This window comes from uncultured Tateyamaria sp. (assembly GCF_947503465.1).
GTDB lineage: Bacteria > Pseudomonadota > Alphaproteobacteria > Rhodobacterales > Rhodobacteraceae > Tateyamaria.
On sequence record NZ_CANNDN010000002.1, the window covers coordinates 191,631 to 211,623 of the forward strand.

The following is a 19,993-nucleotide window of genomic DNA, read 5'->3' on the forward strand; positions in this document are numbered from 1 at the left end:
TGGGCGCAGTGATACGCGAATCATGATTCTAGGGCTAGAGTCTTTTTGGCCAACCGTCACAATTTGCAGGGATTTCGGGTAGATGTTGTGCTGAATCCGACTCACCTGTCCCCTGACACGAGGTTCTATGCATGGCTCAATACCCCGATCTTCTCGCGCTTTGGCAAGCGGGCGTGGACGCCGTGCGCGGCGATGTCGCTGTCCGAAATGCCATTGCTGGCGGCAAAATCCCAGCACCGGATCGCATTATCGCAGTCGGCAAAGCCGCGACCGCCATGGCGTCAGCCGCAGCGCGGGCATGGCCAGATGCCCCCTGCCTGATCGTCACGAAATATGGGCACGGTGACGGCGCCCCGGTTCATGCAAAGATGATCGAGGCGGCGCATCCCGTGCCCGACGCGGCCTCTTTGCGCGCCGGGCAGGCTCTGATTGATGCCGTGACGGACTGTTCTGCAGGCAGCCACTTGCTGATGCTTGTGTCTGGTGGCGCGTCCGCGCTGGCGGAGGTGCCTGTCGAGGGGATGACACTCGACACGCTCAAGGCCGAAACGCAAAGCCTTCTGGCCTCGGGCACCCCAATCGGCGACATGAATGCGCACCGCACGGCGCGGTCGCGCATCAAGGGTGGCAAGTTGCTGGCCCGGTTTGCGGGGGCGCGGGTCACCACGCTGGCCCTGTCCGATGTGGAAGGCGACAGCCTTGCATCCATTGGATCCGGGATTGGCGACGCAGACGCGGATGCCGCCTTTGCATTCACGCCCCGGATCATCGCCAGCAACGCCATTGCACGTGGTGCCGTGGCCGCGGCAAGCCCCGTGCCGGTGCGCACCAATGACGAAACACTTTATGATGATGTGGCAATGCTTGCTCCGCAGATTGCGGACATGTTGCGTACGGCACCGTCTGGCCTGCACATTCTGGGCGGGGAGCCGGTCGTGCATTTGCCCGCTACACCCGGCCAGGGGGGACGCAACATGGCGCTTGGCCTGGCCCTGGCGCGGGAAATTCAAGGGTTGGACAATATGCAGATCCTTGTCGCAGGCACGGATGGCACAGATGGGCCGACGGATGCAGCCGGTGCCTTGGTGGATGGGCGGACATGGCAAGACAGCGGTGCAGAAGCGCTCGCGCGTGCGGATGCGTATCCTTGGTTGAAAGCACGGGACGCGCTGGTCGTCACCGGACCAACAGGCACAAATGTCATGGACGTGCTGATTGCGTGCAAGATGTGATTCAAATGACGCCTTGCGGCGACATGACTCGTTTTCCGAAATGGGGGCTCTGCCCCCAAACCCCCGAAGTATTTCGGGCCAGAAGAAGGAAAGGGTAAGGCACAGGGCCCTCCCCCGCGAAGAAAGGTGCCCCTTCTCCTGGCACGGCCATCGGCGCTTCCGCCTGTACCGTTCGGACATCCAACATCTTCAAGGTTAATAAAGTCTTTCTTCTGGCCCGAAATACTTCGGGGGTGAGCGCGCATGCGCGAGGGGGCTGGCCCCCTTTCCCCGCTTGACATCGCGCACTCCCGGCACCCACCGTGCACGCATGAAAAACGCCCTGCGCGACATCGAAGAACTGCCGGATCTGGGCATTCATCTCAGCGATGGCACCCGCCTGTCCGCGCGCGCCTGGCGGCCTGTGGATGCGATGGCGGACCCGGTCCCCGTGATCCTGGAGTACCTGCCCTACCGGAAGCGAGATGGCACCTGTGCCCGCGATGCGCTCACCCATCCGTATTTCGCACAGCGCGGATATGCCTGCCTTCGCGTCGACATTCGCGGCAATGGCGACAGCCAGGGGGTGATGGAAGACGAATACACCGGGCAGGAACTCGACGACGCTGTTCAGGTCATCGCCTGGCTGGCGGCCCAACCCTGGTGCAATGGAAACGTCGGGATGATGGGCATCAGCTGGGGCGGCTTCAACAGCCTTCAGGTCGCGGCAATGGCGCCTGAGCCATTGAAAGCCATCATCACGCTCTGTTCGACTGTCGACCGATTTGCAGATGACATCCACTACAAGGGTGGCTGCCTGCTGAATGAAAACCTGGGCTGGGGCGCCACGATGTGGAGCTATTCATCGCGCGCGCCGGATCCCGCCTTGCGCTCCGACTGGCGCGAGATGTGGATGGACCGGCTGGAACACGAGCCGTTTCTGCCTGCTTCCTGGCTTCGTCATCAAACGCGGGACGACTATTGGACACACGGGTCCGTTTGCGAGAGCTATGACACGATCAAGGCCAAGGTCCTGGCTGTGGGCGGTTGGGGGGATGCATACAAGAACGCGGTGCCGCAGCTTGTAAGGAACATCCCGGGCGCCAAGGGCATTGTTGGACCCTGGGTTCACAAGTATCCGCATTTTGCCGTACCCGAGCCGCGTATCGGCTTCCTGCAGGAGGCTTTGCGGTGGTGGGACAGGTGGCTGAAAGGGATCGAAACCGGCGTTGAGAACGACCCCGACTACCGCGCCTACATCATGGACGGCGTGCGGCCAGCAACGTGGTACACCCACCGGCCCGGCCGGTGGGTTGGCGTGCCGCATGAGCAATTGTCCCTGCAAGACCCGGTCGGCACCACAGTGTGGCTTGGGCAGAATGGCGTGCTTGGCGACCCGGCGCGAACGGACGTGACAATTGCTTCGGCTGCGGATTGCGGTGCGGATGCTGGCGAATATTGTGCCATATGGTTGGGTCCCGAATTGCCAGGTGATCAGCGCAGGGACGATGGGCAATCTGCATGTTGGACCAGCGACCCGATCGAAGGTTTGTCGCTGCTGGGTGCACCCAAGGTGACCCTGCGTATCTCCAGCGATACACCGCAGGCGCAACTGTCCATAAGGCTGTGCCATGTGCACCCGGATGGGGCCAGCACGCGCATCACCTACGGTGTGCTGAATCTGAGCCACCGCAACGGCTCTGCCCGTCCCGAACCCATGCCGCCCGGTGAAGAGCATCTGATCACTGTCAGCCTGGATCACATCGGGTATGCGATCCCGGAAGGTCACCGGTTGCGTATTTCGATCTCGACAGCGTATTGGCCGCTGATCTGGCCGGGTCCGACGTCGGGCCGGGTTCGCGTGACCATGGGCGAAGTCTTTTTGCCCACATGGACAGATGACGGCGATGCGCCAATCACCTTCCCGCCCCCCGAGGCCGCGCCGCCCTGGCAAACCGAGGAACTGCGCGCTGAACGCCATGTGCGCAGGCAGGAGGTGGATATGGTCACCGGCGTTACGTCGCTGATCATCGAGGATGATTTTGGCAAGGTACGTGACCTTGACCACGGCCTGATCAATGGGTCCATCGCGCGGGAAAAGTGGGACATTCACCCGGACGATCCCCTGTCCGCCCGGGGCACTTGCCACTGGACAGATGAGTTGGAACGGGGTGACCTCAAGCTGCGGACAGAGGCGCGTTGCGAGATGTGGTCGGACGCGACGTATTTTCATCTCAGCGCCACGATCGAGGCATTTGAGAACGGGACGCGCATCTATCATCGGGATGTGACCGACCGCATCGAACGTCAGTGCCTGTAATCCCGCCACGGCCGAACTGACGCCCGCACAGGTCGGTAAATCCCGATTAACCCTTGAAGGGTGTCATCAAATGGGTACGCTGATCCCGTAATCAAAAAACGCGTCGCCAAAGGCGCAGGGGACCAACCGGGAGAAACTTATGTCTAGAGAACTGGAACACCTGACCGCCAAGGTGGCGGCAGGCACAATGACACGTCGCGATTTCATGGCGCGTGCCGCTGCACTTGGCGTTTCGGCCGCTGCCGCAAGCTCGATGCTCGCAACCCCGGCCAAAGCTGCGCCGGTCGCGGGTGGCAGCTTCAAGATGGGTGTGCAGGGCGGCGAGTCCACCAACAGTCAGGATCCCGCGACCTGGGCGTCAGACGTGCCCATCGCGGGTGGCCAATTGTGGGGCGAAGGTCTGGTCGAAGTAGAAGCAGACGGCTCGCTGACGGGTCTGGTGGCGGAAAGCTGGGAAGGCTCGTCAGACGCCAAGACATGGCGCTTCAAGGTTCGGCAGGGCATCGAGTTTTCCAACGGCAAATCCGTCACGGCCGAGGACGTCATGCAGACCATGGCGCGCCACTCGAATGAGGATTCCAAGTCCGGCGCCCTGGGCATCGTGCAGGGCATCGAAAGCATGCGCACCGATGGTGACGTGTTCGAAGTGACGCTTGGCGTCGGCAATGCGGACCTGCCTTACCTGATGGCGGACTACCACCTGATGATCCAGCCGAATGGCGGCTTCGACAACCCGACCGAAGCCATCGGCACCGGAGCCTACACGCTGGAAAGCGATGAACCCGGCGTGCGCATGATCGGCAAGCGCAACCCCAACTACTGGGGCGGCGATCAAAGCCAGATCGCGCACTACGATGATGTCGAGGTTATCGTGCTGAACGATGCCACGGCACGGACCGCAGCACTGCAATCGGGTCAGGTCGACACGATCAACCGGGTCGAGCCGAAGATTGCCAAGCTGTTGGACCGCGCGCCCACGATCAACGTTCTGTCGACAGCCGGCCGCGGCCACTACGTGTTCATCATGCATATCGACACGGCACCATTCGACAGCAATGAACTGCGGCTCGCGCTGAAGCACGCGCTCAACCGCGAGGAAATGGTCGAGAAAATCCTGCAAGGGTATGGCTCGATCGGGAACGACATGCCGATCAACGCGGCCTACCCGCTCTTTGACGATACGATCCCGCAGCGGAGCTTTGATCTGGATAAGGCGCGCGAGCACTATGCCAAATCCGGCCATGACGGCTCGCCCATTATCCTGCGCACCGCTGATGGCGCCTTTCCCGGCGCGGTCGATGCGGCCGCCCTGTTCCAGCAGTCGGCACAAGCCGCCGGTATCCCGCTGGAAATCAAGCGTGAACCCAACGACGGTTACTGGTCCGAAGTGTGGAACGTCCAGCCGTTCTGCTGTTCTTACTGGGGCGGTCGCCCTGTGCAGGATCAGATGTACACGACGGCATATCTGTCGACCGCAGACTGGAACGACACCCGCTGGAAACGTCCGGAATTCGACGAGATGCTGCTCGCGGCACGCGCCGAACTGGACGAGGCCAAGCGGAAAGAGATCTACTCGAAAATGGGCCGCATGCTGAACGAAGAAGGTGGCCTGATGGTGCCGATGTTCAATGACTTCGTGGACGCGGTTTCGACCAAGGTGCAGGGTTGGGAAAGCGATCCGAACGGTCCCCAGATGAACTGGTACGCATTCAAGAAAACCTGGAAAGCGTAAATCCAGGCATACCGCGTCCGGTTCCTCCGGGCGCGGTTTTTCGTTGCGCGCAACGGTCTGTCGCGCCGCTTGGCGCATCACAGGAACTGAACATTTCATGCACCCCATTCTGACACTTGTCCTGCAGCGTCTTGGTCTTGGCCTGATCTTGCTGCTGGCGGCGTCGGCCCTGCTCTTTGGGCTGACGGAAATCCTGCCGGGTGACGCCGCCCAAGCCATCCTGGGCCAGGGCGCCACTGCTGAAAACCTCGCCAACCTGCGCGAAGAAATGGGCCTGAACCGCCCTGCCCTGACCCGCTATTTCGAATGGCTTGGCGGTATCCTCACTGGCGACATGGGCAATGCGCTGACCAATAACCTGCCCATCGGCGAACAGGTCGCACGGCGCATGTCATCAACGCTGTTTCTGGCCTTCTGGGCTGCGATCATTTCGGTTCCGCTGGCGATCCTGCTGGGTCTGATCGCCGTGCGGTACCAGAACCGATGGCCGGACAAGCTGATTTCCGGGGTCACGCTGGCGTCGATCTCATTGCCGGAGTTCATGATTGCGTACATCCTTGTCTTTTTCTTCGCCGTGAAACTCTTCTGGGCCCCGTCCTTTGCCTCGATCAGTCCGGGCATGCCGCTTCTGGAACAGCTGCATGCCATTTCGCTGCCGGTTGCCGTCCTGACACTCGTGGTGCTGGCCCACATGATGCGCATGACGCGGGCGGCCATTCTGAACGTCATGCAATCGGCCTATATCGAAACGGCGGAACTCAAGGGGCTGACCACATTCCGGGTCATTTACAGGCATGCGTTTCCAAACGCGATCGCGCCCATCGTGAACGTGGTCATGATCAACCTGGCCTACCTTGTTGTCGGCGTTGTGGTGGTCGAAGTGGTCTTTGCCTATCCGGGCATGGGCCAATACCTGGTCGATGCCGTGGTCAAACGGGACGTGCCCGTGGTGCTGGCATGCGGCGTCATCTTCGCTGCAGTCTACATCATTCTCAACATCGTGGCGGACGTCGTGTCCATTTTGGCGAACCCACGCCTGCGGCATCCGAAGTAGGGCCAGAGACATGCTGAAAAACATCCCCCTCTCAGCGGCTGTTGGCCTGATCATAACCACCACCTATTTTCTTGCCGCGATCTTCGCCTCGTGGATCGCGCCCTATGGCATGGCCGAAACCGTCGGCGACGTGTGGGAGGCCTCTTCTTCCGCGCATTGGCTCGGCACGGACCAGATCGGGCGCGATTTGCTGACCCGCATGATCTTTGGTGGACAAACAACGATCTTCATCGCGACCGCAGCGACCATTCTCAGCTTCACAACGGGATCGGTTCTCGGATTTCTCGCCGCTGTGTCGGGCGGATGGGTTGACCAGGTCATGAGCCGACTTGTCGATCTTTTCATGTCGATCCCGTCGCTGATCCTGGCCCTCGTCATTCTGTCCAGCATCGAGGCCACGGTGTTGACTCTGATCGTCATCATGGGCCTGCTCGACAGCACGCGTGTCTATCGACTGGCCCGCGCGGTGGCCGTGGACATCTCTGTCATGGACTATGTCGAGGCCGCGCGGCTCAGGGGCGAAAAACTGGGCTGGATCATCTTCCGCGAAATCCTGCCCAACGCATTGTCGCCCCTTGTGGCCGAAATGGGGCTGCGCTTCATCTTCATGGTGCTCTTCATCTCGACACTGTCGTTCCTGGGCATTGGCGTCCAACCGCCACTGGCCGACTGGGGCGGCATCGTGAAAGAGAACAAGGAAGGGATCAACTTCGGTATCGGCGCCGCCCTCTACCCGGCAGTTGCCATCGCGACGCTGGCCATCAGCGTGAACCTGATCGCAGACTGGATTCTCAACCGAACCACCTCGCTCAAGGGAGGACGCGGATGATCCAGCCCATCTTCTGGCTGAAAATACTTCGGGGGTCCGGGGGCAGCGCCCCCGGGGGTATCCAAACATGACCACACCACTGCTCAAGGTCCGCGGCCTCAAGATCGGGGCAACCGTCTATCCGCCCGGCGAAAAACCGCACGACATCGAAATCGTGCACGGGGTCGATTTTGATGTCGAACCCGGCAAGGTGCTGGGCCTTATCGGCGAATCCGGTGCAGGCAAATCCACCATTGGACTTGCGACGATGGCCTATGGCCGTGGGGGCGTCACCTTGACCGGGGGCACGGTCGAGGTGAATGGGCGGGACGTGCGCCAGGCATCGCTGCGCGACGTGCGCAGGCTGCGCGGCGCGGAAGTGACCTATGTCAGCCAGTCCGCCGCCGCCTCTTTCAACCCGGCAAAGCAGATCATGGAGCAGGTGATCGAGGCAGCCGTGGGTCAGGGCAAGTTCAGCAAAGCGGACGCGCAGAAACGGGCTGTTGAGCTGTTTGCAAAGCTGGGCCTGCCCGATCCTGAACATATCGGTGCGCGCTACCCGCACCAGGTGTCTGGCGGCCAACTGCAACGCTGCATGACAGCGCTGGCACTGTGCCCCGAGCCCGACCTTGTCGTCTTTGACGAACCCACCACCGCGCTGGATGTGACAACCCAGATCGACGTGCTGAAAGCGATCAAGGACGCCATCCGCGACACCGGTGTCGCGGCGCTCTACATCACCCATGACCTCGCTGTTGTTGCACAGGTCAGCGATCATATCATGGTGCTGCGCATGGGGCAGATGGTTGAATACGGGACCACCGATCAGATCATCAACGCCCCGCAAGAGGCGTACACGCAGGCCCTCGTGTCTGTCCGTTCAATTGAACACCAGGAAAAGCAACCAACCGAACCGGTGCTGCGGGTCGAGAACATCACAGCACGTTACAAAGGCACCAATTTCGACGTGCTGCACGACGTCAGTGTCGATATCAGCCCGGGCCAGACGCTCGCGGTCGTGGGGGAATCCGGTTCCGGCAAGTCCACCCTCGCCCGCGTGATCACCGGGCTGTTGCCGCCCGGCGCGGGCAGGATCACCTTCGCGGGCCGCACCCTGTCGCCCGACCAGCCCAGCCGCACACGCGAAGACCTGCGCGAGTTGCAGATGATCTACCAGATGGCCGATGTTGCAATGAACCCGCGCCAGACGGTCGGTACAATCATCGGGCGCCCTCTCGAATTCTACTTCGGACTCAAGGGAGCCGAGAAACAGAAACGGATCCAGGAGCTGCTGGACGAGATTGAACTGGGCACGGGATTTCAGGATCGCTTCCCGGCCGAATTGTCGGGTGGACAGAAACAGCGGGTGTGCATCGCGCGGGCGCTGGCTGCCAAACCCAGGCTGATCATCTGTGACGAGGTGACATCGGCGCTCGATCCGCTGGTCGCCGACGGCATCCTGAAACTGCTTCTCAACCTGCAAAAGATCGAAGACGTCGCATACCTTTTCATCACGCACGACCTCGCAACCGTCAAGGCGATCTCGGACAGTATCGCGGTAATGTATCAGGGCCGGGTCCAGCGCTATGGCACGAAATCCGAAGTGCTGACGCCACCCTATGACGACTACACCGACCTGCTGCTCAGTTCCGTGCCAGAGATGAAACTCGGCTGGCTCGAAGAGGTGATCGCCAACCGCAAGATGGAAAGCGCCGGAAACTAGGACACCTACGGGACGGCGGGCGGGGCGTCTTTGTCCCAGGGCAAAGAGCGTCCGACCCGTCACGTCGCGCGGAAACGCAACCCTGGTTTCACACATACGGTATGGCATGACGTGTCCGTCACATCCAAACTACGGTCCACGATACGGAGCCTTCACCGATGACATGCAAACTTCTTCTGATCATTCTTGACGGCGTTCCATTGCGCAATTTTCGCCGCCTTTTCGGCAATCTGGAAGGCTGGGTCGACAGTGGTCATGCGCGGACCTGGACGCACCGTGCGGTGATCCCCTCCATTTCCGCCTCGTGTTATGCCTCGATCCACACCGGGGTCACACCTGCGGAACATGGCTGCACCGGCAACGGAAACGTCTTCCGACTGACCCACCCGGATGTCTTTGGACAAGTTCGCCAGGCGGGCGGCACGACAGGGGCGGTCGCCCATTCCTTTTGGTCGGAGTTCTTCAATCGCCACCCGTTCGATTTTGTCCGCGACATCGAATATGACGAACCCGACAGCGCCACGATCAACCATGGCCGATTTCACAGCATGACCGGCTACGGGCTCACCAACCAGATGACGCCGTCGGACGTGGACCTGTTCGGCACCCTTACCAGTCTCTGTGCCCGGTTCGATCTGACCTATGGGCTGTTGCACACCTGTACGCTCGACAGCATGGGACACCGGTTTTTTCATGATTGCCAGGAAATGGATCATGCATGTTTTGTCATGGACGAAATGCTTGCCCCGTTCATCCCGCGTTGGCGCGACATGGGGTACGAGGTGATCATCACCGCGGATCACGGCCAGGACGACCGTGGCCACCACGGGGGGCGTGGGGCACTTCAGCAGGAAACCGCGCTTTACTATTTCGGCGCGGCGAACGGGCCGGCACCCGACACTGTCATTGACCAGTTGCAACTGGCGCCGACGATCCTCAGCCGTCTTGGCGCAGGTATTCCGGACACGATGAAGGCCAAACCGTTTTTGACCTAAGTACGATCAGGCCGTCGCCTTGTGGGCCGCAAAGACTTCTGCCAGCGTTGCGGCTTGCTGCAAACCCTGCACCTTGCGCTGTAATTCACCAGCGCCGTCAAACAACAACAGGGTGACATGCGGCGCATTATAGCGACGGGCAAAGGCCGCGCCTTCCGGCGTGTTGATATCCGCAACAAGGTAGGTCATTCCGCAGTCGTCAAAATCGCGTAACGCGCGGCGGGTCTGTTTTTGCAGGGCCGTACAGGTAGGGCATTGTGGGTCGTGGATCTGCACGATCGCCGGATCGCCATTGCCGACCCGCGTCAGATCGTGTTCCGCAGCGTAAGTTCGAAACGAGCTGATGCCCCAAACCCCGGCCCCCAGAACCGCGGCAGAGGCCGCAGCACCGCCGCCCAGGACTGATCGACGTGACAACGCGGTCCGGGTCGTTTCGGGTGCGGCTGATTTGGTTCGTTTCCTGGATTTGGGCATAGGTGCCTCACACAGCAATCGTCTTGGACGCACCATAGCGGAGCGGTTTTGAAAACGCCGCTCACGTCTTTGTCAGATCCCGCACATGAGAATGGCGCGGCCACCAAGGAATGACCGCGCCCCATGTCTCTTCCGGCTGCGTGACTTATTCGGCCGCCATCGCTTCCGAGGCGATTTCCCATGGGCGGATGAAGTCACCCAAAACCGTTTGGATCGCGGTTTCGCCCTCGCCATTCGCGGCAATCTGGGCCACAAGCCCGCGCTTCTTGTCTTCGGTGACCGAAACGACCTGGGCCTTCAACCCTGCCTCGGCCAGGGCGGCGTTATAGATGCGCGTGATCGCCTCTTTGCGCAGGTCTGGCTTGAAGATCTTGCCAACCGCGGTTTTGGGCAACTCGTCCATGATGGTCATGTGCTTGGGCTGTGCCGCCCGTTCGTGCACATGTTCCTTGCAGAACGCCAGCAACTCGTCAGGTGTGACGCTCGCACCTTCGACCAATTCCACGTAAGCGCAGGGGATCTCACCCGAGTGCGCGTCCGGCTGACCAATCGCGCCGGCAAAGGCCACGGCCTCGTGGCCCAGCAGCGCTTCTTCGATTTCGGCCGGGTCGATGTTGTGCCCACCGCGAATGATCAGGTCCTTGGCGCGCCCCGTGATCCAAAGATAGCCATCAGCATCCAGACGCCCCAGATCACCCGTCCTCAGGTACTTTTCATTGAAATACAGGTCTTTGTTTTTGTCGGCTTCGGTATAGGTGTTGCCCGCCCACACACCGGGGTTGCTGACACAGATCTCGCCGATCTCGTCCACACCAGCCTCGACCGGACCGTCGGGCGTGCTCTTGTAGATTTTCACGTCCGTATAGGGGAACGGGATGCCAACCGAACCGATTTTCTTTTCGCCATCGATCGGGTTACCCGACACAAGGCAGGTCGCCTCGGTCATGCCGTAGCCTTCGACAATCTCGACGCCTGCGGCGCTTTCATAGCGCTTGAACAATTCCTGTGGCAACGGGGCGGATCCCGAGAAAGTGGATTTCACCGTACTGACGTCGGCATCAATGGGACGTTGCATCATGGCGGCGATTGCCGTCGGCACCGACGCGATGAACGTGACTTTCCACCGCTCCGTCAGCTTCCAGATGTTGTCGAACACGCCCTCGCCCCGGTACCCTTGTGGGGTCGGGAAAATGCAATGCGCGCCGGATGCCACTGCACCCAGCAGCAGAACATGCGCAGCCATCACGTGGAACAGCGGCAGCGGGGCCAGTATGTTGTCTTCGGCCGACAACAGGACGGTCGCACCGACCCACCCATTATAGACCATCCCGGAATACTTGTGCTGCGCGACCTTGGGCATGCCCGTCGTGCCACCGGTGTGGAAATAGCACGCCACCCGATCTTCCTGCACGTCCTCGAACTGAAGTGTGGTTGGGTGTTTCCCGCATTCGGCATTGAAATCGAGATACGTAATGCCCGGCGCCTTCTCCATCTTCGGACGGATCAGCGGAATGATAAAGGACTTGAGGCCCGATACGTGGCCCAGCAGATCAACCTCGAAGATCGTCTTGCAGTTCGGGGCCAGTTTGACCGCTTCAGTCGTCTTCTGCGCCACGTCCGTTTTCGGGAAGGCGCGCAGCGTAATGACCGCCTTGGCACCCGTTTCACGCAGGATGGCACCAATCTGTTCGGCATCCAGCAACGGGTTGATCGGGTTCACGATGCCGGCAGTCGCGCCGCCCAGCAGGGCCACAACGGTCTCGGTCGCATTGGGCAGGATATAGGCGACCACGTCCTTGGGACCGATGCCGTGGGCCCGCAGCATGTTGGCGCATTGCGCCGTGCGGCCCTGCAGCTGTGACCAGGTCAGAGTTTCCGCCTTGGACTTCGGATCCGAGAATATCTGATAGCTGACCGCATTGTGGCTGGGGTATTTTTCGGCAGTACGGCTGAGCATGCCGAACAAGGTTTTGGCAACGTCACGCTCTTCCCAGGGCATTTCGTTCTGAATGGCGTCGCGGTCCGCGATCCCGGCAAATGGCATGGTCATCCTCCCTGTAGCGCCATGGTTTTTTCGTTTGCGGCGCAGTAATCCCTCGGCCACAAGATGCGGTGGATTGACGCAATGTTCAAGCATTGCAAGGGGCAGCGCAGGTGTCGGACGCCGCGTCAGAGCAAGTGACCTTGGGTCACGCGCAGTCCATTTGACCGGCATGTGGCGCAGGACAACCGCGCCTTAGGCGCTTACACATGCGGCAACCGAAGGACCTGCCCGCGATAAATCATGTCTGCAGATGCCAGCATGGGCCGGTTCGCCGCAAGGATGTCTTGACAGCGGTCCGCGCAGCCCAACCTGGTGGCCGCCACGGATTTGAGCGTATCGCCGGGCACAATTGTGTAGAAACTGGGTTCACCCGCGCTTGGGATATCTTCGATCACGGCTGCCACTCCATGCACGTTGCCAACGGTCAAGATGATGCGCTCCTTGTCGTCCTGGGCGGGCACGCCGCCCGACAGAAACACGACATCGTCCTGCACCTGGATCGACAAATGTCGGGCATCAAGGTCAAGGCGCCGCAACTCGTCGCGCAAAATGTCCGCCGTCAGATCAACGCCATCATTGGTCAGGACCTTGCCGCGCCCTTTCACAAACGGCCACTTCCCCACTTTGCACCTCGCACCCCGGTCAACGCTTGAACGCGTCAAACCAGATTGCGCAGGGCCCGCTAAGGGGAATTATTCGGCAGCCATACCATCCGTGAATTGCAAGCGGGCGAGCCTTGCATAAAGCCCATCCTCGGACACCAATGTGTCATGCGGGCCCTGTGCCACGACGCGACCCTGATCCAACACAACGATACGGTCCGCCTTTTTCACGGTCGCCAGACGATGCGCCACGATCAGGGTGGTGCGCCCTTCGGCCAAACCATCAACGGCCTGCTGGACCGCGCGTTCGCTCTCGGCATCCAATGCGCTGGTCGCCTCGTCCAGCAGAAGAACCGGAGCATCCCGCAAAATGGCCCGGGCAATGGCGATACGCTGCTTTTGGCCGCCCGACAGCATGACACCGCGTTCTCCCAAGGGACTGTCGTACCCTTGCGGCAGATTCATGATGAAATCATGCGCTGCTGCGGCACGCGCTGCCGCTTCGATCTCGGCCTGCTGTGCGCCCGGACTGCCAAAGCCGATGTTTTCAGCCGCCGAGGCCGCAAAGATAATCGGGTCCTGCGGCACCAGCGCAATGTGCTGGCGAAACGCTTCGCGTTCCATCTGCGCCACGTCCACGCCATCCAGCATGACACGCCCGTGTTGCGGATCATAAAACCGCAACAGCATCTGAATGATCGTGGTCTTTCCTGCGCCGGATGGGCCGACAAAGGCAACGGTTTCACCGGCCTGAATGTCCAGGGACACACCGTCAAGCGCATTGATTTTCGGACGCGAGGGGTAGGCGAACTGCACGTTTTCGAATGTGATGTGCCCCTGTACGGGATGCGCCAATTGTGCAGGCTGCGCCACGTCGCGGACGGTGTCGTCAGTCTGCAATAGTTCGACCAGTCGCTCTGTGGCGCCGGCGGCGCGCTGCAATTCACCGATGATTTCGGACAGGGCTGCAACCGCGCCGGCAACCATCACCGCGTAGATGACGAACTGGATCAGCGCGCCCATCGTCATCACTTCGGATCGTACATCATTTGCGCCGATCCAAAGCACGCCGACGATGCCCACAAAAACAAGGAAAATCACAATGGCTGTCATCAACGCCCGCGTCGCGATGCGCCGTCTGGCCGATCCATAGCTTTGTTCGGTCACATCAGAGAACATCGCCCGGCTTACCGTTTCATGGGTGAACGCCTGAACGGTTTGCACGGCGCTCAACTGTTCCGAGGCGCGCCCGGACGACGCGGCGATCCAATCTTGGTTTTCGCGGCTCAGCACCCGCAAGCGACGGCCCAGCACAAGGATCGGTATGATGACCGCAGGGACGATCAACAGTACAAGACCCGTCAGCTTGGCGGATGTCAGCAGCATCAGAACAAGACCGCCGATAAAGATCAGCACGTTGCGCAACGCGATGGAAATGGACGATCCCACAACGCTCAGGATCAACGTCGTGTCGGTGGTGATCCGGCTCAGCACCTCTCCGGTCATGATGTTTTCATAAAAGCTGGGGGACATTCCGATCACCCGATCGAATACAGCCTTGCGGATATCCGCCACCACACGTTCCCCAAGACGCGTGACCAGCATGTAGCGCACAGCCGTCCCGATCGCGAGCAGACCGGCGATCCCGATGGCTGCCAGGAAATAGAGATCAAGTATCTCGGAGTCGGCGGTATTGAAATTGTCGACCACACGGCGCACCGCCAGCGGCAACGCCAACGACACGATGGCCGTTGACACAAGGGCCGCAATGGCCGCCAACATCAGCTTCCAATAGGGCAGAATGAAAGGCCAAAGCGCGCGCAATGCACCGATCTTCTTGGATTTCTCGCGCTCTTGCGTGCCTGCGTTCGGCGGTGCGGCGGCGGTCGTCTGGTCGGCCATGCGGTCTCCGGCAACTTCTGCATCCCGCACATGCCTGCACCTTTACTGTCAGGTCAAGTGGACAGGGCCGCGCAGGGGAAAGGTTTGGAGCGGGCGGCGGGAATCGAACCCGCGTCATTAGCTTGGAAGGCTAAGGTCTTACCACTACACAACGCCCGCAGCTCCGATGGATCAGATATGCCAAGGGCCGGGGCGGGTCAAGCCGCCCCATCGCCCACCTGATCAATGATCCAGCTTCACCCAGGCCGCATTCCGGGATGAGGATTTGACACAAGCCGACACGAACTGCACCCCTTTCAACCCGTCGTGAATGGTGGGGTAGATCACATCACCCGGCACCGCTTTGCCTGCCTTGACTGCGGCAATGGCGGTCGCGGCTTCGGTATAGATGTTGGCAAACCCTTCCAGATAACCTTCGGGATGGCCCGGCGGGATGCGGGACACGCGCGCAGCGCCATCGCCAGCCCCGGCCCCATTCCGCGTGATCAGGCGCTTCGGCTCACCGAAGGGCGTGTGCCACAGGTAGTTCGGATCCTCTTGCGCCCATTCAAGGCCGCCCTTGTCGCCATAGACCCGGATGCGCAGCGCATTTTCATTGCCCGGTGCCACTTGGCTGCACCACAGCATGCCCTTTGCGCCACCTTCGAATCGCAGCATCACATGACCGTTGTCGTCGACCTGCCGCCCCGGGACAAAGGCTGTCAGGTCCGCGGCAAGGCTATCGACCTCGAGCCCGGTCACGAAGCAGGCAAGGTTGAAGGCATGCGTTCCGATATCGCCGGTTGATCCGCCTGCGCCGGACCGAGCCGGATCGGTGCGCCATTCGGCCTGCTTGAAGTCCTGCTCGATCGTCAGCCAGTCTTGGGGGTATTCCACCTGCACCACGCGGATCACGCCGATGTCGCCGTTGGCAACCATGTCGCGCGCCTGTCGCACCATCGGATAGCCCGTGTAGTTGTGGGTGAGAATAAAGAGCGCGCCACTGTCCTCCGCCGCCTTCACCAGCTTCTTGGCATCCATCAGGGTCGACGTCAGCGGCTTGTCGCAAATCACGTGAATACCGCGCTTCAGAAATTCGCGCGCGGCGGCGAAATGTACGTGGTTTGGCGTCACGATGCTGACGGCATCAATCCCATCCTTACGCCGCGCCTCTCGCTGCGCCATCAGTTTGAAATCGTCATAGATGCGCGGCAGGCCAAGCGCCGCGCCACTGGCCTGCGATTTCTCCGGCGTTGAACTCAGTGCACCTGCCACCAGTTCGAAACGATCGTCAATGCGGCTCGCGATGCGATGTACGCCACCGATAAACGCGTCGTTGCCGCCGCCCACCATGCCCAGTTTGATACGGTCCGCCATCAGTCGATCCCCAGCATCTTGCGATTGGCCGCCTCATCCGTGCCGCCGTCTGCAAAATCGTCAAACGCACGTTCGGTCACGCGAATGATGTGGTCCTGGACGAATTGCGCGCCTTCGCGTGCGCCATCCTCTGGATGTTTCAGGCAGCACTCCCATTCGACAACGGCCCAACCGTCGAAATCATTGGCCGCCATTTTGGAGAACACGGCCCCGAAATCGACCTGCCCATCGCCAAGGCTGCGGAAGCGTCCGGCGCGATCCACCCAGCTTTGGTAGCCCGAATAAACACCCTGCCGCCCGGTCGGATTGAACTCGGCATCCTTGACGTGGAACATCCGGATCCGATCCTTGTAGATGTCGATATTGTCAAGGTAATCCAGACATTGCAGCACGTAGTGGCTGGGGTCATACAGCATGTTGCAGCGCGGGTGATTGTCGAGACGCTCAAGGAACATCTCGAAGGTTACGCCGTCATGCAAGTCCTCACCGGGGTGGATTTCATAGCAGACATCCACACCCATCTCGTCCGCATGATCAAGGATCGGACGCCAACGCGCGGCCAATTCGTCAAAGGCCGTCTCGACCAGACCGGCAGGGCGTTGCGGCCACGGATAGACATAGGGCCATGCAAGCGCGCCCGAGAACGTCGCGTGCGCCTTGATCCCCATCCGCGAAGATGCCGACAGCGCGTATTTGACCTGTTCGACGGCCCATTCCTGCCGTGCCTTGGGATTGCCCCGTACCTCTGGCGCGGCAAAGCCGTCAAACGCATCATCATAGGCCGGGTGAACCGCCACAAGCTGGCCCTGCAGGTGGGTGGACAATTCGGTCACCTCGACCCCGTTTTCGCGCGCCTTGCCCGTGAATTCGTCACAGTAATCCTGCGACCCCGCAGCCTTCATCACGTCAAAGAGCCGCCCATCCCAGCTGGGCACCTGCACACCCCTGTACCCGCAATCGGCCGCCCACTTGGTGATCGCGTCCCAAGAGTTGAATGGCGCCTCATCGCCCGCGAACTGCGCCAGAAACAGCGCCGGACCCTGGATCGTTTTCATGATGTTTCCTCCCTTCATGCCCTCAGGACGTGGGCATGTTTTCCTTCAAATAGATGTCGATGCGAATGCGTTCCTGCGTGTGATCGATGGGCTGGCGGTCTGCAGTCGCCTTCATCAGTCGCACGGCGGACCGGACCAGATGCCCTGTGTCCTGCGAGATGATTGCATCAAACACATCGCTTTCCAACGCCGTCCGAGAGGTCGGCGTCAATTCATGGGCGATCACGACAAGCCCCGGACGGGGATGGTCGCTCAGATACTGGATCAACCCCGGATTGCCAGCGGCCGAGGAATAGATGCCACACAGATCCGGGTAGGACGCGAAAACATCCGGCAGCATATGTCGGATCAAGTCCGGATCGTCCCGCCCTTCGATCGAGGCGACGACATCGAGACTGGGAAACTGCGCGGACATCACGGCGTCAAACCCTTTGCGCCGTTCAAGGTGATCACGCGCCAACCGCGATCCCGTAATGACCAGAACGCGGCCCGTACCGCGCGCGAAACGGCCCATCAGGTGGGCCGCGGTTCGTCCGGCCGCCACATTGTCCACGCCGATGAAATGATCCCTGTCGGAGCTTGGCAAATCAGCGACCAGCGCCACGACCACAATTCCGCGGGCACGGGCGCGTTTGACGGCGTCCCGGACCGACGGGGTTTCGGGGCCGAAAACGGCGACCCCATCGGTTTGTGTCGCATCCACGGCATCCAACGTGTGCACCAAGGCCTGCGGATCAAACGGGGGCACGCGTATGGTGTCCAGCGTCGTGCGCTGGTGCCGCAGCTTTGCGGCTTGTTCGACAACGTGGTGATCCAGCGCCACCACAAATTCGTTGGCCGTATCCGGCAGGATGAACACAAGGTTGTAGACGCGGCCCCGCGCCAGGTTGGCTGCCGCCGTGTCCCGGACATAGCCCAGTTCGGCAATGGCCTTGTTCACCTTTTCAATGGTGACGGATCGCACGCCCGGACGGGCATTCAGAACACGGTCCACCGTCGCCAAAGACACGCCCGCCACCCGCGCGATGTCGTTGACTGTCGGTTTCAAGACTGACTTGGTGTCCTGCTTGTTCAAGCGTGCCTACCCTTTCATGGCTTCGGCCAACCCTTCGAACACCAAGGCAACCGCTTCGGCGCCGGGGTCATTGTGCCCCTTGAGGTTCTCGGAGGGGACATACGCCGCCCGCCCGGCCTTTGCACGGTGAATGTTGGCCGTACTGTCCGCACCGGCCCGCGCCGCCGCCGCGGCCGCATCAATACCCTGCCCCAACGCATCAAGCGCCGGAGCCAGCGCGTCGATCATGGTGCGATCGCCGACGCTGGCCCCGCCCACATCGCTGACGCGTTTCAATCCCTCAACCAACGCCTTGTGCACCGGCGCGCCGCCCGCGCAGGCATCGCCAGCCGCGTTGAAATAGATCGCCAGGATCACGCCAGACGAGCCGCCCATGGTCTGGCTCAGTTCATTGCCGAGGGCCGGAAAAAGTTGCGTCAGATCAGCCAGTGGCATCGCGTCCAGCCGGTCCTTCAGCGCACGCGCCGCCGTGGCGAGTGTGCTGCCCGTGTCGCCATCGCCGGACTTGGCATCGAGTTCGTTCAGTGCACCCTCGGCCGCGATCAGAACATCCGCAACCTGTGCGATGGTATCGCGCGTCCGAGCGTTGGACGACGGGATCGGTTCGATCGGTGTCAACCCATCGGGCAGCGCCGTCACGGGCACGTCGACGATATCATGCACGCCCGGCCAGGCCGCCATGGGCACCGGAACGGCCAATGCGCGTTGTTCTTCCTGATTGACCGGAAGAACCGAGACCGAGAACCCGTGCATGTCCAGCGATGTCATCATCAGCGACGGTCCGATCACCTGCCCCGCAATCCCCGAGGTCGCCAGACCGTGGCTTAGCACCGCCATCTCAAGCGGTGTCGTCGAACCGAGATTGTTCAGGAGTGCGACACACGGGCCGGGTTCAGCATGTGCACGCAGCTTGTCCAATACGATATCCATGGCCTGGGCTGCGTCGGAAAAGGCAACCTGTTCGACCCCGGGTTCGCCGTGGATGCCAAGGCCCAGTTCCGCCTTGCCCTCGGGGATGCGGTTTTCCTTGGGCGATCCGGGCACGGTGCAGGTGTCAAGGCTGGTTCCAATCGTGGCGACATTCGCGATGACCCGTCGGGCTGCGGCAGCGACCGCGTCCAGCGGCTTGCCTGCGTCGGCCAGTGCGCCGGCGATCTTGTGCACGAATAACGTGCCGGCCACGCCGCGCGGTTGTGGCAGATCCGGCAAGGCGATGTCGTCATCCACCACCACCATCTCGACCTTGCGGCCCAACGCCCTTGCGCGTTCTGCCGCCAATCCGAAATTGAGCCTGTCGCCGGTATAGTTCTTGACGATCAACAAACACCCGGCTTCCCCCGTCACGGCGAGGATCCCGGCCAGCACTGCCTCGACCGAGGGCGACGCGAACACCTCGCCACAGACGGCAGCGGTCAGCATGCCGGGGCCAACAAAGCCGGCATGGGCCGGTTCGTGCCCGGACCCGCCGCCCGAGATCAACGCGACGCGGTCGCGGGCCCAATCGGCGCGATACACCACCTTGATGTGCGGATACCCGTCCAGCCGCGCCAGCGCCCCCCCTGAGCAGGCCAAAAGCCCGTCAATGGCCTCTTTGACAAGGTCCTCTTTCGCGTTGACGAATTGTGCCATGTGCGTGTCCTTT

At 61.1% G+C, this 19,993-nt stretch carries 15 protein-coding genes and 1 tRNA gene; 7 read left to right on the forward strand and 9 right to left on the reverse strand.

Annotated features, from left to right (window positions below):
- The first annotated feature begins 131 nt into the window (after positions 1-131).
- The 7 genes from Q0844_RS13500 (at position 132) to Q0844_RS13530 (ending at position 9,843) form a co-directional block, all read left to right on the forward strand.
- Positions 132-1,232 carry a DUF4147 domain-containing protein gene (locus Q0844_RS13500; protein WP_299045716.1) on the forward strand — a complete coding sequence of 367 codons (1,101 nt, stop codon included), beginning with the start codon at positions 132-134 and terminating at the stop codon, positions 1,230-1,232.
- A 310-nt stretch (positions 1,233-1,542) separates the two neighbouring features.
- On the forward strand, positions 1,543-3,531 hold the full coding sequence (locus tag Q0844_RS13505) for a CocE/NonD family hydrolase (protein WP_299045718.1): 1,989 nt from the start codon (positions 1,543-1,545) through the stop codon (positions 3,529-3,531).
- 139 nt (positions 3,532-3,670) lie between these two features.
- Positions 3,671-5,263 carry an ABC transporter substrate-binding protein gene (locus Q0844_RS13510; RefSeq protein WP_299045721.1) on the forward strand — a complete coding sequence of 531 codons (1,593 nt, stop codon included), beginning with the start codon at positions 3,671-3,673 and terminating at the stop codon, positions 5,261-5,263.
- A 97-nt stretch (positions 5,264-5,360) separates the two neighbouring features.
- On the forward strand, positions 5,361-6,317 hold the full coding sequence (locus Q0844_RS13515) for an ABC transporter permease (protein WP_299045724.1): 957 nt from the start codon (positions 5,361-5,363) through the stop codon (positions 6,315-6,317).
- 13 nt (positions 6,318-6,330) lie between these two features.
- Positions 6,331-7,146, forward strand: coding sequence for an ABC transporter permease (locus Q0844_RS13520; protein ID WP_299046766.1), 816 nt, complete (start codon positions 6,331-6,333; stop codon positions 7,144-7,146).
- A 67-nt stretch (positions 7,147-7,213) separates the two neighbouring features.
- The gene (locus Q0844_RS13525) at positions 7,214-8,848 is read left to right on the forward strand and encodes an ABC transporter ATP-binding protein (protein ID WP_299045727.1); all 1,635 of its coding nucleotides are present in this window, start codon (positions 7,214-7,216) and stop codon (positions 8,846-8,848) included.
- Between the two features lie 158 nt (positions 8,849-9,006).
- Positions 9,007-9,843 (forward strand): alkaline phosphatase family protein, encoded by an 837-nt coding sequence (locus Q0844_RS13530; protein WP_299045729.1) that lies wholly within the window; start codon positions 9,007-9,009, stop codon positions 9,841-9,843.
- 6 nt (positions 9,844-9,849) lie between these two features.
- On the opposite strand, the gene Q0844_RS13535 is transcribed toward Q0844_RS13530, so the two are convergent.
- The 9 genes from Q0844_RS13535 to Q0844_RS13575 all read right to left on the reverse strand — a co-directional run bounded on the left by Q0844_RS13535 (position 9,850) and on the right by Q0844_RS13575 (position 19,980).
- Positions 9,850-10,317 (reverse strand): hypothetical protein, encoded by a 468-nt coding sequence (locus Q0844_RS13535; protein ID WP_299045731.1) that lies wholly within the window; start codon positions 10,315-10,317, stop codon positions 9,850-9,852.
- 145 nt (positions 10,318-10,462) lie between these two features.
- Positions 10,463-12,361 carry an acyl-CoA synthetase gene (locus Q0844_RS13540; RefSeq protein ID WP_299046769.1) on the reverse strand — a complete coding sequence of 633 codons (1,899 nt, stop codon included), beginning with the start codon at positions 12,359-12,361 and terminating at the stop codon, positions 10,463-10,465.
- Between the two features lie 200 nt (positions 12,362-12,561).
- Entirely contained in the window at positions 12,562-12,984 is a 423-nt protein-coding gene (locus Q0844_RS13545; protein ID WP_299045733.1) for a BON domain-containing protein, read from the reverse strand.
- Positions 12,985-13,053: 69 nt separating this feature from the next.
- The gene (locus tag Q0844_RS13550; RefSeq protein WP_299045735.1) at positions 13,054-14,865 is read right to left on the reverse strand and encodes an ABC transporter transmembrane domain-containing protein; all 1,812 of its coding nucleotides are present in this window, start codon (positions 14,863-14,865) and stop codon (positions 13,054-13,056) included.
- 85 nt (positions 14,866-14,950) lie between these two features.
- Positions 14,951-15,024, reverse strand: a tRNA-Gly gene (locus Q0844_RS13555).
- 63 nt (positions 15,025-15,087) lie between these two features.
- Complete coding sequence (locus Q0844_RS13560; RefSeq protein WP_299045738.1) at positions 15,088-16,221, reverse strand: Gfo/Idh/MocA family oxidoreductase; 1,134 nt, start codon at positions 16,219-16,221, stop codon at positions 15,088-15,090.
- A complete protein-coding gene (locus Q0844_RS13565; RefSeq protein ID WP_299045741.1) occupies positions 16,221-17,276 on the reverse strand; it encodes a sugar phosphate isomerase/epimerase in 1,056 nt (351 codons plus the stop codon). The genes Q0844_RS13560 and Q0844_RS13565 overlap by 1 nt, the downstream gene beginning before the upstream one ends.
- A 22-nt stretch (positions 17,277-17,298) precedes the next feature.
- A complete protein-coding gene (locus tag Q0844_RS13570; RefSeq protein WP_299045743.1) occupies positions 17,299-18,324 on the reverse strand; it encodes a LacI family DNA-binding transcriptional regulator in 1,026 nt (341 codons plus the stop codon).
- Positions 18,325-18,357: 33 nt separating this feature from the next.
- Positions 18,358-19,980, reverse strand: coding sequence for a dihydroxyacetone kinase subunit DhaK (locus tag Q0844_RS13575; protein ID WP_299045745.1), 1,623 nt, complete (start codon positions 19,978-19,980; stop codon positions 18,358-18,360).
- Positions 19,981-19,993 lie beyond the last annotated feature (13 nt).